The organism is Paenibacillus solisilvae, assembly GCF_042656405.1.
GTDB classification, from domain to species: domain Bacteria; phylum Bacillota; class Bacilli; order Paenibacillales; family Paenibacillaceae; genus Paenibacillus_Z; species Paenibacillus_Z solisilvae.
The window spans coordinates 1-14,384 of record NZ_JBHSOW010000119.1 but is presented as its reverse complement, the minus strand read 5'-3'; the positions used below and the strand labels follow the sequence as shown (position 1 = coordinate 14,384).

Below are 14,384 nucleotides of genomic sequence, written 5' to 3'. Positions count from 1 at the left end.
CTTCCTTCGTTTTGTTTGATCTCATCTTATAGCCGGTAACAGATGATCCTTTTTTTCAGTCGCATCACCCCTTCCAAAAATTATAGATTTAGCCCAGCATACGTTCGAAGTACCACCATAAACCGAAACCGAGAATTCCGGCGGTAGCCGAACCCTGCAGCCATCCGGACCATTGGAATCTGCGGACGAAGATCAGCAGCGGAAACAGCAGGAAAATAATCAGGGCTTGTCCGCATTCCACTCCGATATTAAAGGACGCAAGCGACAACAGCGCGCTCCAGGTCCATGCGCTGGTTAATTCCAATGCACCTGCAAAACCGATGCCATGGATAAGTCCAAAGGCGAAAACAACCAAAATTCTGAGCTTTGAATTCAGCCCCATCACGCTTTCCAGGGCGACAAAGGCAATGCTTAAGGCAATTAACGGCTCTACAATTTCGGGAGGTATTGATACAAGATGGAAGGCGGTAAGCCCCAGCGTCACACTGTGTGCCAAGGTAAACACCGTAATAATCTTGAAGACATCCTTTATTTTACGAGAGCCCAAAACCAGCGCTATGACAAACAGTATATGGTCATATCCGATCATAATATGGTGGAAGCCGAGTTCAATAAAACGCAGGACCTGATTGAATAAGGAGCTTTTCCCGCTGTGGAAATCCTGTTCGCCGCTATTAAATACAACCTGCCCTTCTTTCTCTTTCCATTCGTAGGTTGCAATATTCCGGTGCATCGGGTCGTTATCTTCAAAGAAAAGACCGTAATGAATTTCCAAAGCTTGGGCACCCTCATCGATTGGAAAATCCAGAACCATACGGGCATAATAACGATTCAGCTTTTGTTCAACACTGGTTTGTACCACTTGGCCTGCTACCCGTATCCCGTCGATATAGACGTGAAGATTCGAATTGACATAATCTTGGATCTGCCGTCGGCTAGCCTCGACTTTTCCGCTCATTACCGTTTGAGATGCGTTTGGAGGAACCTCCAAATCCACTACGCGTCCGAATTCGAAATAATCCAATAAAAGCTCATAATGCAGCTTGCCTGAATCCGCCGTTATTCTGGAAAAGCCTTCGCTGTTATCCGTGTGAGCCCAGGCTTGAACGGGCGATATCGCTAAGCCAAGGCACATAATCAATAACATCCAGCCTACTAGTTTCGTTATCCTCATTATGCAACCCCCGTTGAATCGAATTGGAAGCATTACTCATTCAACCACACAGCTTTAGCTATTAAAATCCTACATTACTTTTCTTCGAATACGAGTGGATATACTATCAATTAAAGTGACTGTAACAAGAATGATTAATATCACTGTGGCTGTTTCTTCATAACGGAATAAGCGCATCGTGGTCATCAATTCAAAACCGATTCCTCCAGCGCCTACGAGACCTAATACGGTTGCCGAACGGATATTGTATTCCCATCGATATAAATTAACCGTTACAAAATCGGGCAAAATCTGGGGCCAAACCGCGAATCGTAAAACCTGCCATTTGTTAGCTCCTGCGGCCTGAAGGGCTTCTATTTCACCTTTACTTACATTTTCGATAGCTTCGGCATAAAATTTGCCCAGCATGCCTGCGGAGTGAAGGCCAATCGCAAGAACACCCGGAAAAGGTCCTAATCCCACAGCAGAAACAAAAATCAATGCAAAGATCAGTTCAGATGTAGCGCGTAAAAAGTTAAGAATCATTCGGCATATAGAATAAATGACCGGGTGCGGTGACATGTTACGAGCAGCGCCGATTCCCAAGAGGATAGATAATATAACAGCCAAAGTAGTTCCGATCAAAGCAATTTGAATGGTTTCAATAGTCGGGGCAATGAGTCTGCCTAAGATAGATAAATCAGGCGGAAGAGCACGGGATAAAAAATCCTTCATATGAGGAATTCCCTCGATCAATGCGGGCAGACTGATCCCGGTTCCTTTCCCACTCCATACATATACCAAGGAGAGACTGAATAAAATAATCCAGAATTTCCACTGTTTTCTCAAATCAAACCATCTAGGTTTCATATCCTCGACTACTAATTTCCGTTGCTGTGCATCAAGCATGGATAGCCACCTTTTCTTGATCAGACATCGAAAATTGTTTTTGTGATATCAGAGCTTGATCTTCATAAAGTTGATACAATTCGTCAATGGAAATAAGATCTGCCGCCATATCTGCAACAATTTGTCCATTGTTTAAACCCACAATTCGTTTTCCATATTTTTTAGCAAGGTCCATCTGGTGTAAGGTAATCACAACCGTTAATTTTTCTTCGTTTTTTATGAGTGATAGCAGCTCCAGAATGGAGTTTGCTGTTTTTGGATCAAGGCTAGCTACCGGTTCATCAGCAAGCAGCAATTTTGGTTCCTGTACCAGTGATCTAGCAATGGCAACACGTTGCTGCTGCCCGCCACTTAGTTCATCAGCACGAGCATTCCTTTTGTCTACTAATCCCACTTTTTCGAGATAATGAAGGGTTAGTTCATAATCTCGTCGTTCAAACCGCTTGAAAATAGAAGATAATGTTCCAGTGTAGGCCAACCGACCGCATAATACGTTATCGAGCACAGACATTCGTTTGACCAAATGAAATTGTTGAAAAATCATTCCTATATTTTTGCGAAGAAGACGCAATTCTTTTTTATTTGTAGTCACTTGCTTTCCGTCCACACTGACACTACCTGCGCTTACTCTTTCCAAACCATTAATACAGCGTAACAGTGTAGATTTCCCAGCACCGCTTGGTCCTAATAGAACCACAAGTTCATTGTCAGAAATAGTAAGGTTTATCTGATTCAATACTTTTTCTTGACCAAAATTCTTGGATACATCCGTCATTTGGATCATTTGATCACCTTTATGGACAACAGGGAGATCAATCTCTCCCCGTTGCAAATTTTTTATGAAAGATCATAGCTGCTTATTATTTGACTTGAGCAGGGTCTAGGTTGAGTAATTTTGCTGTTTCCCGAACCACATTGTAATCGGTATCGGTGGCTTCATCATATCGAATAATTTTCCCATATCCCCCCAAAGCTTGAGGCGATTTCTCATGCATCTTCAAGAACGCCTGTTTCAATTTCTCTTTAAAATCAGCGTCCAAATCTTTCCTAACGGCAATCGGAGGCCCGGGAATAGGGTCGGTTTTGGAGATGATAACCATTTCCTCTTTAGTAACAAGGCCTTCTTTCACCATTTTTTCAAATGTGATATCGTTGCTTACCGCCGCGTCCACCTTCTTATTCTTGGCGGCCAAGATGGCAGCGTCATGTCCTCCTGCATAAGTCGCACTTTTAAAATCCTTATTAGGGTCAATATTATTTTTCATAAGATAAGCACGCGGGAATAGATTGCCGGATGCTGATGCAGGATCGACAAACGAGATGTTTTTTCCTTTGAGATCGTTTAAAGTTTTAATGCCGGTATCCTTATGGGTCAAAAACAGAGTATTATAGCTTGAATTTCCATCCTCACGCACACCTACGGCAAACGCTTCTGCATTGGCCTTGTCGGCAGCCAAAATGTAAGCGAATGGTCCTAGAAAGGCAGCATCAACATGTCCGCTTCTCATCGCTTCAACAACAGCTGTGTAGTCCATGGCTACAAACGGTTCGATTTCAACATCCAATTCTTTCGCAAGGTAATCGAGTGTCGGCTTAAACTGTGTGATAATTTCTTCATTACTTTCTGCCGGAATAAGTCCTATCCTCAATTTTTCGATCTTCGTCGCTTCCACTGCTTCTTGTTTATTCTCCACCGCTTGTTCATTCGATTTACTATTATTCGCTTCACTTGTTTTGGCGGCACAACCAGTAAACAAAGCCAATATCGTGCTAACAATAAGCATTAAGGACAGCCATTTGCGAGACAAAGTATTCATTTGAGTTTCTCCTCTTTCATCTGGTTGTTTATAATTTCGAAATAATCCCAATTTTCAGTCAAATACCTCCAAAAATTCTCCAATGCAGCTCAACGTAAGATTCGGTTGAAAACCAAGTTCAATTGGGAACGAATTTCCATGGGAAATCCAAGCTGTATGCATACCAGCAGAATATCCTCCCTTCACATCCGTATATGGGTTATCACCAACCATCAAACAATTTTCCGGATTGAGATCTTTTTGTTGAATGATTTCGATAAAAGGGTAAGAGAAAGGTTTTCCAACTGACTCCACATGATTGATGCCAGTAACCGCTTGAATGGCAGCGATGAGTGAACCGGTTTCCGGTACCCTGACCCCGTCCTCACCCGGATGGTAAAAATCGAGATTGGCAGCTATCAGCCTCGCCCCATTTGTAAGGCAGCGTACACAGTCATATAATTTTTGATAAGTAAAGGATGTGTCGCGTCCCACGACAACAAAATCGCATTGTTCCCCGCATCCAAGAGGAAGCACCTGATGCCCTGATCTTCTCAGTGATTTTTCCAATTCCATTGACCCAATGGAATAAACTCGTGCTGCACCATATTTTTCTGCTAAATACGGACCAATGAGTTCAGTTGCCACTAGAATGGGTATATTTTCAACTGGTAAATCCATATCGATCAATTTATTACGAATGGTTTGTGACGCTTCCGTAGAATTATTGCTAAGAAAAAAGACATGCCTTCCTGTCTCTATCAAGGTAGTAAGAACTTTTCTGGCACCGGGATAAACACGATTCCCCGAATAAATACATCCATCCAAATCAAAAATATAAGTGGTATAACGTTCCATGTTCCATTTCATGAGGAATTTCACACTATCCTTTTTTGTTACTTGTTAAATTTAATGTCCAAAGTTCTGGTGCACCGACCGCAACGGCTTTAGCTCCAGCGTTTAGTGCTTCTTGCGCTTCCTTACTAGACTTGATGAGTCCTGCTGCTATGACGGGACATGCAACGGCTTTACTCGTTTCTCTAATTATTCGAGGCATCAATCCGGGCATCAATTCTATAGCGTCCGGATTCAGTTCTAAAACATTACCGATGCCAGTTTCAAAAGCATGGCTATCTAGTAAGAACAGGTGTTTAACGGCTAAAAGTCCTTCTTTTTTTGCTGACTGAATTAAATGGCTTTTTGTCGATACAATTCCATCTGGTTTCACTTTTTCGGCCAGATATTTGACTCCTTCCTTATCGCTTGCTATCCCCTTGATTAGATCTACATGAAGAAATATAATCTTTTCGCGAGCTTGTGCTGTTTCTACACAATGATTGATCGTAAAAATATCTCCTGTCATTAAAAAAATCACTTTAACAGGGCTTCTTACTGCCTTCTCGATTAGCTTGACATCTCTTACAGCTGCAATAACAGGATTTGTTTCTAACCAACTGTTAATAGTTGTCATTTGGACCCCGCCTTTCTCAAAAAATAAAACCCAAGCATAGCCAAGTCCGAAAATGCACATACTCAATCAAAATAAGTATGTACATTTAATACAAAGGACTTCTGACTATGCTTGGGTTTTCTCGTTTACTCGTACCCAAGTAATTCTAAATTAATTTAAGATATATTTACCGAGTTCCATAGATTTGTTTACTCGGTATTAGCTTCTCGGTATAAGCTTGTTGAACTCATTCTATCAAGCTAATGTAAAATAGAAATTATCCTTGTGTAAATTATTTATTAAATACCATTCACAATTCCAATTCATATCTTTTTACCAATAATATATACTAAATAATACCAGAATTAAACATCACTATGGGAATCTATACTTGAATAAGCCCCCTTGTCCGAGATTGATCGTTACCTAAGAAGAGCGTGTTGGCGTCTTTAATATCGCGGCACAAATTGTTGCCAACCATCGCGATGAGGGCGAAATTTAATAATTATACGAATCACACAAGGGACGATAAGTGGTAACCCACCTTTATGCGGAGAATTTATTGAATGAAATGGATACTCAGGTATTAATCCAAAAATATGCCGGGTAAAGCATATATTAGGATTCAATTATATTTCACTTTGGTTTATGTCCAGTTATTATCCATTCAACCCAATAAGTAGGACCGGGAATTTTTGTAATAAATGATAAGATTGATAAACCTAAAGTGAAAAAGAAAAGGAACAAAATAACAGCCTTTTCTTTTCTTTTTTTATTTATTTCCTTCCAGCTCAGCAAAGTGAAAAAACAAAGTGTGATTATAACCACTATCAGTTCATAACCCGCCATTTCGTCCTCCTCGCCGACCTTGATCAATAGATATTTCCTGGTCGATTGATATCAAATTTTATCTGAACGTCCACTACCACTGTTGGGAAAATATCCTTCCAGTCCTGTTTGATTCGGTTCCATTCCTTTGGATACCCCCTATGAAACGTTTCTGCAAAACCAAAAATATCGACCCCCCTTTTCTTCCATGAATTGATCAATCGCTCGAATCTTTGTTTCATTTCCAATTTCATTTCTTCCTCTAGTATTAAGACAGTCGCGGGTTCATCGTAAGATTCGCGGGTTGTATTTTCCTTGATATCACATTGATAGGCGATCTCCACTGTAGCCTGCCATCGATTTTTCTTGATCCGAGGTTGGATTTTTGTGTTCAAATGCATCACCTGAATTGTAATGCTGCCTTCTTTCTCAAGGTGTGTAATCAACGGATTGTTAAAGTGAGTCTGATTGAATAAATGAAGAAGATTACTGGAATCAGCAAGGTTCAATCTCCCAATCAACCGATTATTCTGAATTATACCTAGTCCATTAAGTTGTATCGAATTTTTCGGTTTGGTAATTTGTTTCGTTTGTTTGATCATGGGCAAAACGAATGAATCTGAATCGCCTTTTATTCGTTGCAGCAAATAGCTCAAGATATATTTTCTGTAACCCTGAATGGTAAGCAGTTCACGAATCTTTTCCGAGCTGGTGTTTTCCAATTCAGTGGGACTAGTAAAGAAATCTCCAGCTTTCCCTTGGGCAAGTACGACCATTGGTCTTAGTCGGGATTCTGTGTTACGAGCAAAATAATCAACGCTTGCTTTAATATCTGTCTCGGCAAAATTCTTACCGATAAGAATTACTCCATTATGTTGCCAGAATAGTTTCCTCGATATTTTACCTTGCAATTTTGACATGCAATCTGAAAGATCCGTGCCTACAGAGGAATAGACAATACTCTTCGATTTACCGCCTCCAGCACTACCAAGGGATTCCGCTGGTTTCACCGGAGAAATGAGTTCGACGGTCAATTCAATGTTTTCCTTGTGACCATCGATGCCGACCCCAATCACAAACGATTTGTCGTTAATATCCTGACGATCCCAGCAACCGCATAAACACAAAGTCGAAATCAATGCAACGAAGAGTTTTGCTATTTTCCAATGCTTCCTCATGGTAAGTTGTTTTCCCCTCGCTTACCCTTTGTACGAACCCATGCAATGATTAAGAGCAATATCGGAATTATTTCATTTGGAAGGATGGCATAATACGGATAAACGAATTCTAAAAAACGCTTGGTATCACTAAATTTCCCTATTGAGAATAGGCTGATAGCGCTAATTAATATGCATATAGGAAATACAATCGGACGGTAAGCAGGAAGCTTAGTCAATTGTGCAGTTCCTAATGAAAGGATGTAAATATAGAAGGACATTTTCACAAAATATAAGATGATCCAATCAGCCATAATCAGTAAATCAATATGCTCTAAAAAATCAGCAATCTTTATAATCTCCCCAGCCGCAAGAACCGGGTAGGCTATGTCAGGCATGATTGTACCGTAAATCATCTTTGGGACAATAATTGCGGCTACCAAGTCAAAAGCTACAAAGCTGACGGCTCCTATACCCCACAATAATTTTTTGGATCCTTTATTTAAAAAGGGGATCATAAATGATAAAAAAACGGCTTGCGCACTCCAACCGTGATTAAGTAAAACCCCTTTTATTTGCGGAGTAAACCCGTGTTCCATAACGGGGAAAAGATTATGTATATCCATATCAGGAATAGTGAGAAACACATAAAGTATAAATACAAAAATCCAATAAAAAATAGTGATAAAGGAAAATCTGCCGAGAACTTCGACTCCTTGTCTGACCATATAACCGGATAGCAATATTAAAGGCAACAAAATAATAATGAAAGGAGTGAAGGGTAAATATTTGGCGTTGATTAAATCGACAAATTCATGGGTAGTAACGGATACGACATGGAGTAAGTACAATAAAAAACTAAGACCAACGATTTTTCCAGGCCACTTTCCTATTATCCTAGGGATATATTCAATCGGCGTTTGACCGGGATATAGCATGCTTAACTTATAAACCACGTAAACAATTAAATAACTGATTAAACAGGAAAAGATCGGTGTCATCCATGAATCCCGTCCTACAATTTTGTCGGTTGTGGATGGCATTGTGAGCCAATAGGTGGACACTACGGAACCGTAAAAAATACATGTCATTTGTAAGCCTGATATCTTTCCTTTTTCCAGCATATTTACACCTCATCATCTGTTCATTTATTTTTCTGTTCTTTTGTGTTCGGCTGCTTGTTGCGATTAAGCTCCTCCCCGTTTAAATGAGGCCGCGTTTTCATTTTCCAGAGTGGAGCACGCAGCAGCATATCCTTCCATTGTTGCATCTGGTGAGTATCAAAAGGAGAAAAATAAGTGACTCCAAAACTGCGAAGTGCGCACAGATGAGTTAATAAAAAGATAATACAATAAACAATCCCAAGCATCCCCAAAAATCCGGAACACAGAATAATAACAAAGCGTAATACGCGAAACGAGATTGAAAAGCTGTAATGAGGCACAGCAAAATTCGAGATACCTGTGAGAGCAACGATCATAACCATCGGAGCGGATATTAATCCGGCCGATACTGCTGATTGCCCAATAACCAAAGCCCCGACAATGCTAACGGAGGAACCAAATTGTTTCGGTAGCCTTACCCCAGCCTCACGTAATAGCTCGAACATGAATTCCATTATCAGTACTTCAACCAGCGGAGGAAAAGGTACTAGTTCACGGGAAGAAGCAATTGATATCATTAAAGCAGTTGGTAACATTTGCTGATGATAGCTAAGAATGGCGATGTAGGTAGAAGGCAATAACAACGAAATAATGATCGCTGATAATCTTAACAACCGAATGAGTGAACTGAAAACCCAATTCAAATAGTAGTCTTCGGGAGATGAAAGCAGGGCAAAAAAGGTGGTAGGTACGATAGTCTGCACTGGAGTATTCTCGGCTAAAATGCATACTCGACCTTCCATCAAGTTTGCAGCAACGTTATCCGGCCGCTCCGTTTCAAGAAACTGGGGAAACAAGGAATACTTGTTGTCCTGTATCAGTTCCATAATAGAATAACTCGCTACAATCCCATCAATATCGATTTTCTCCAAACGGCTGATGACTTCCTTGATCAAACCTTCACTAGCGAGACCTTTAACATACGCAACAATCACTTTGGTTTCCGAGTATTTGCCAATTGTCATAGCTTTCAATTTAAAGTCGGGACTTTTGATGCGCCTGCGCAACATGGAAGTATTCGTTTCTAATACTTCCGTAAATCCTTCACGCGGTCCCCTGATAATAGGTTCCGACTCGGGTTCTTGAATTGGTCGTTTTTCAAAGTCTGCTAAACTCATAGAAATCGCAACGGAATGTGTATCAAGAAACAGTACCGGATTTCCATTGGAGATACTCTCAACAACCTGGACCATTGTAAATAACTCCTTTGTTTCTGAAACGTGGAGGTATTGTGATAAATCCACGATTGAAAACTCAATAGGGACTTCCGTACGAGTCATTAATGGCGTCAGCACGTGTTCATTCATGGCTTCTGTATTTGAGATGCCTGACAGATAAATTAAACAAACATCTAAATGCCCCATGGCTTTAACGGAGCGTAAAACAAGATCGTAACAATCTGTATATAAAGCTCGAACAGTGTTAATATTGTTGTTTAATTGATCACTTATAGGCAATTCACAAGATTCTGAGGCGTTCTCCATCTACTAAGTCTCCTTTCATTATAATTTGCAGTTTGTAAATTAACCCATATTATCTACGGTTCTTCTTGAAAATATACGTAATTATCACCCCCCCCCTTAAAGCCTTATGTTCTCAAGGTGGTCAAGCCCCCAAAAGTGGCTCTTATTTGGTTTCCAGAATCTTGGATAACGGTTTAAGAACGGCTTCCACCAGCTGGGTGGGTCCGGGAAGTTTGGGGAAGAGAACGAGCAGCAGAGACAGCATCCATACCGTGACGTTCAGCACAGCATAGGCTGCCCTTTCCTTCTTCAAGCCTTTATCCATTTTGGACCACTCATAAAGGGCGAATATGATCATCAGGAACGTTAGTAATCCCCAATCTCCCCATTTCATTATGACTCACCTCGTTTCTGTTGACCTTTAACTGGTCATACCCGGCCGTACTATGCTCGTCTTTATATTCGTATTAATTTCCACCTCCGGCAATTTTTCATCCCAACGTCCTTTCACTTTTTTCCATTCCGAGGGATACTTCCGGTGAAAAGCTTCGTCAAATCCGAATACGTCGGCATTCATTCCCTCTTTGATTTGCTCGAGGGCCGTTGTGATATACCACTTGATATCAGAGGCCAGCTGCTTTTCCAGCTCCGCAATCACGGGTACTTTCCCGACTTTCAGCTTTGTTGTGGTTTGAATGACCTCCCCTTCCATAGCGACATCGACCGTCAAGCTCCATTTCCCGTCCTTGATAAGAGGCTGCAGTTTCGTTCTGCTCCTAATCAATCTGATGGATGCCAATCCTTTTGACTCTTTGGGTTTAATGGTCAAAACGCCTCTTGTTATTTTGTTTCGTATCCATAAGACACCCCTTGTCACCCGGTCATTGACCCTTCCAACCAACCTTCCGTTTTTAAAAATCGCCGTTCCTTTAATTAATGAATTCATCTGCATTTTCTTGTCTCCCTCCTCGGACTTCAGTATTTCGATAATGGGGAGGGGAACGGACTGATCTTTATTGGCTAACAATTCCAAAAGCTCCTTCACGGTCATGCTCATTTGCACCTGCGACTTGGCCAATTCCCGAAGAGCTTCCGCCGAACTCCGTTCGATCGGGTTAATAACCTTTAAATCCTCTTTCGCGGCTCCGCTGCTGACAAAAACATAAGATCGTTCCCGGGGCTCCGGAGCTCTCGGGATAAAGTCGATGACGTCGGGTATTCCGTCCCGGGCCTGTCTCATCCCGATGATGAACACATCGCAGTGACCCCAAAATATTTGGCGGGAAAGCTGCTCCTGGAGCCGCGACATCGCATCCGAAATGGTTTTTCCGGTCATCGATTTCACCATCGTCTGGCCGCCGCCCCCTTGGCCGCCGCCTCCCAATACTTGACCTTGGCCACCGCCTTTGGGAATGAATATTTGAATAGACAATTCAACATCGTTATCACCCTTCAGGTCGAATCCGGCCGCCGTAACGAGCGCCAAATCGTTAATCTCGGTCCGATCCCAGCAGCCGGTAAGCAATACCAGGAAGCAGCAGCAAACCGAAAGGAGAAACAGATTTCGGCACGGAAACGGAATAATCATCGATCTTCCCTCCTTTTATCGATGTGTCCGGCTTCATGACGCATATTCGACGTATTCTCCTTCGTATCAGAATGTTCATCGTGCATCCAGTAAGGAGCCTTGATCGCAACGTCTTTCAGATCGCCCGGAATCATCGGGGCAACGGGAGTCAGATAAGGGACCCCGAAAGACCGCAGCTTGCACAGATGCGCGAAGGTCATAAGGATGCCAAGGATTAGACCGAGCAATCCCAAAAATCCCGAAAGAATCATCATCGGGAACCGGAGCATTCGAATCGCAATTCCCGTGGTGTAGGTCGGCACCATAAAAGAAGCGATCCCGGAGAGCGCCACGATCATGACCATCGGGAACGATACGATGCCTGCGGAGGTTGCGGCCTCGCCAATGACGAGAGCGCCCACGATGCTGACCGCCGCGCCGGTCTGTTTGGGCAGCCTTGTACCGGCCTCTCTTATCGCTTCGAAAATGAGCTCCATAATAAGGCCTTCGACAACGACGGGAAACGGGATATCCTCACGCGATCTGGCAATGGTCACGAAGAGTGCCGAAGGTATCATTTCTTGATGAAAGGAAGCGACGGCAATATAAGCGGATGGTCCCAGCAGGGCAATGCTCATGAATAAATAACGAAGCCAGCGGATGGCCGTGCCGAACATAAAGGTTTGATAATAATCTTCAGGCGACTGCAGCAAGGAAGGAAGGGTGGTGGGAGCGATCAGCACAAAGGGAGTTCCCTCTGTCAAAATCGCGATGCGTCCTTCCAGTATAGCGGAAGAAACGACATCGGGACGTTCCGTCGATTGAAGCAGGGGGAACGGGGAATAAGGGTCATCCTTGATCAGCTCTTCGATATTCCCGCTTTCCAGCATATCGTCCGTTTCGATTCTGCGCAGTCGGTCGGCAGCTTCCCTGACCAAATCCGGATTCGCAATGCCTTCTACATAAGCCACCCATACCTGGGTCCGGGTTAAGCGGCCGATTGTGAAAGGCTTGAATTTTAATGACGGACTCTTGATTCTTCTGCGAAGCATGGCGGTATTATCCGACAAGCTTTCCAGAAAGCCTTCCCGTGACCCTCGGATTACGCTTTCAGCCTGCGGCTCTTCCATGCCGCGCTTTTCCCATTTTCCCAAGCCGAGGGAGAGACCCTTGTTTTGTCCATCGATCAGAACGACGGGCTGCCCGGTTGAAACACTCTCGATGATATCCCAAAAATCTTGTATCTCCTGCATTTGGGCGACACGGGTTTTTTGCTTCATCGTCTCAACCGGATTGTCCGTTTGATGGGAATCCAGCTCTTCCATAAGCGGAGCAAGAACGTTTTCATGGATTTCTTCGATGTTGGCAAGACCGTCATTGTAAATGAGTACACCGGCCGTCGTTCCGAAAATGAACCATTCCCGGAAGATGATATCCGGGCAGTCCTCATAAAGAGACTGAAGGTATTTCATGTTTTCGTTTAAGCTCCCGGAAAGCGGACGAGAGACGGATTTATTCGTGAGGATCATCTTTTGCCCCTCCTGACATTCTGCTTTCGGCGCCGCCTTGACGCCGGTTACTCCGTCGTATCCAAGCGATGAAGAGCAGGAGCACTGGAATAAGGAACCGCATGAAAAAAGTTTCGAAAGGAATCAGAGTTCCTAGATATTTGGATAATACAGCCAAATTGGGTGAAATCCAGAGACCCAAGAGCAAAATCAAAAAATTGACCGGGATAACGAGAGGCCGAAAATCCTTGAGATTGAGCAGCTGGGCGGTACCGAGTACGACCCCGTAATAAAACACGATCATTTGAATAAAGTTCCCCATTACCCATATGGCCATGACAATGGCTTCCAAATGCTCGAAAAAGTCCGCGAAGCTGATATAACGGGCTGCCGACATCAACGGATAAAGCATTTCGGAAGTCCTATCTCCAAACATGAACAGGCATACGAACGAGGCTAGAAGTAAAGTCAGCATGACAGAGAATACCGAGATCATTCCCCATTTCATCGCTTTTTCCGGATCCTTCAACGAAGGGAGCACAAACGTGATCAGGAAAAATGCGCTATTCCAGCTTTGCAGAACAATCGAGCCTTTAAGAACGGGAACGATTCCATTTTCCAGGACAGGCAGCATCTTGTGGAAATCCATATCGGGCAAAAGCAGCAGAGACAGCATTGTAATCAGCACCAGCACCAACGGCGCGATGAGCTGGGAGGATCTGGCCATTGCTTCGATACCCCCGCGTATCGTATAGGAGCAGACCAGCAGCATACTGGCCATCACCACCAACAGGGGCGTTTGAGGCAAAAAGTTTCCGACGAGAAATTCGCCGTATTGCCTTACTATGACGGCATTCATATGCAGAAAAAACAGCAAGACGGCCGCCCCGATAATTTTACCCGGTATAAGGCCGACGATTTGCACGCTGTATTCCACCAATGTTTTTTGAGGGTAAAGTTTATGTAATGTAATGGCTACGTAAACAATGAGATAACCGGCGATCGAACCGATCAGCGGAGTCATCCACATATCGCGGCCCGCCAATCGTTCCGAGATGCTCGGAACGAGCAGAACCCCTGTCGAGACAGTGGTCGGGAACATCAAGAAGGCCATTTGAAACGCGGAGATTTTTCCTTTCTCAAGCAATTGTCAGTCCCTCCCCCCAGTTTCCCTTTATTCAACCTGTTCATTTTAACTATTTTGTGCAAAATTTGAGAAAATATGTGGATAGTGAAATGAGAGGAAGATGCCGTATAATCGCTTTATTTGGTGAACATGTTCTCAGTGTCACCAAAACGAGAAAACGGCTACCCTTAATTGGGAGGCCACTGAAAAAGTCCAAATCTTATAAACAGGATACCTTACCTCCACTTCGAGGGAGGGTATCCT

The 14,384-nt window shown here is 43.1% G+C and carries 14 protein-coding genes; all 14 read right to left on the bottom strand.

All coding sequences use genetic code 11. The features are described 5' to 3' along the window. Positions 1-88: 88 nt before the first annotated feature. Entirely contained in the window at positions 89-1,174 is a 1,086-nt protein-coding gene (locus tag ACFPYJ_RS29805) for a HupE/UreJ family protein (RefSeq protein WP_379191893.1), read from the bottom strand. A gap of 69 nt (positions 1,175-1,243) precedes the next feature. Next, positions 1,244-2,062 carry a phosphonate ABC transporter, permease protein PhnE gene (gene phnE, locus ACFPYJ_RS29800; RefSeq protein ID WP_379191892.1) on the bottom strand — a complete coding sequence of 273 codons (819 nt, stop codon included), beginning with the start codon at positions 2,060-2,062 and terminating at the stop codon, positions 1,244-1,246. Continuing rightward, entirely contained in the window at positions 2,055-2,837 is a 783-nt protein-coding gene (gene phnC, locus ACFPYJ_RS29795; RefSeq protein WP_379191891.1) for a phosphonate ABC transporter ATP-binding protein, read from the bottom strand. The genes phnE and phnC overlap by 8 nt, the downstream gene beginning before the upstream one ends. Positions 2,838-2,922: 85 nt before the next feature. Next, positions 2,923-3,879 carry a phosphonate ABC transporter substrate-binding protein gene (gene phnD / locus ACFPYJ_RS29790; RefSeq protein ID WP_379191890.1) on the bottom strand — a complete coding sequence of 319 codons (957 nt, stop codon included), beginning with the start codon at positions 3,877-3,879 and terminating at the stop codon, positions 2,923-2,925. 54 nt (positions 3,880-3,933) lie between these two features. Then, positions 3,934-4,728, bottom strand: coding sequence for an HAD-IIA family hydrolase (locus tag ACFPYJ_RS29785; RefSeq protein WP_379191889.1), 795 nt, complete (start codon positions 4,726-4,728; stop codon positions 3,934-3,936). Between the two features lie 13 nt (positions 4,729-4,741). Next, positions 4,742-5,329: a glycerol-3-phosphate responsive antiterminator gene (locus ACFPYJ_RS29780; RefSeq protein WP_379191888.1), complete on the bottom strand. Its 588-nt coding sequence runs from the start codon at positions 5,327-5,329 to the stop codon at positions 4,742-4,744. A gap of 615 nt (positions 5,330-5,944) precedes the next feature. Further along, entirely contained in the window at positions 5,945-6,157 is a 213-nt protein-coding gene (locus ACFPYJ_RS29775) for a hypothetical protein (protein ID WP_379191887.1), read from the bottom strand. 23 nt (positions 6,158-6,180) lie between these two features. Beyond that, positions 6,181-7,314: a Ger(x)C family spore germination protein gene (locus tag ACFPYJ_RS29770; protein ID WP_379191886.1), complete on the bottom strand. Its 1,134-nt coding sequence runs from the start codon at positions 7,312-7,314 to the stop codon at positions 6,181-6,183. Then, the gene (locus tag ACFPYJ_RS29765) at positions 7,311-8,417 is read right to left on the bottom strand and encodes a GerAB/ArcD/ProY family transporter (RefSeq protein ID WP_379191885.1); all 1,107 of its coding nucleotides are present in this window, start codon (positions 8,415-8,417) and stop codon (positions 7,311-7,313) included. Before ACFPYJ_RS29765 ends, ACFPYJ_RS29770 begins: the two co-directional genes overlap by 4 nt. Positions 8,418-8,437: 20 nt before the next feature. Continuing rightward, on the bottom strand, positions 8,438-9,940 hold the full coding sequence (locus tag ACFPYJ_RS29760) for a spore germination protein (RefSeq protein ID WP_379191884.1): 1,503 nt from the start codon (positions 9,938-9,940) through the stop codon (positions 8,438-8,440). A 142-nt stretch (positions 9,941-10,082) separates the two neighbouring features. Beyond that, positions 10,083-10,313, bottom strand: a complete 231-nt coding sequence (locus ACFPYJ_RS29755) for a hypothetical protein (RefSeq protein WP_379191883.1) — start codon at positions 10,311-10,313, stop codon at positions 10,083-10,085. A 27-nt stretch (positions 10,314-10,340) separates the two neighbouring features. Further along, entirely contained in the window at positions 10,341-11,507 is a 1,167-nt protein-coding gene (locus tag ACFPYJ_RS29750) for a Ger(x)C family spore germination protein (protein WP_379191882.1), read from the bottom strand. After that, on the bottom strand, positions 11,504-13,015 hold the full coding sequence (locus ACFPYJ_RS29745; RefSeq protein WP_379191881.1) for a spore germination protein: 1,512 nt from the start codon (positions 13,013-13,015) through the stop codon (positions 11,504-11,506). The genes ACFPYJ_RS29750 and ACFPYJ_RS29745 overlap by 4 nt, the downstream gene beginning before the upstream one ends. Next, the gene (locus tag ACFPYJ_RS29740) at positions 12,999-14,141 is read right to left on the bottom strand and encodes a GerAB/ArcD/ProY family transporter (RefSeq protein ID WP_379191880.1); all 1,143 of its coding nucleotides are present in this window, start codon (positions 14,139-14,141) and stop codon (positions 12,999-13,001) included. Before ACFPYJ_RS29740 ends, ACFPYJ_RS29745 begins: the two co-directional genes overlap by 17 nt. Positions 14,142-14,384 lie beyond the last annotated feature (243 nt).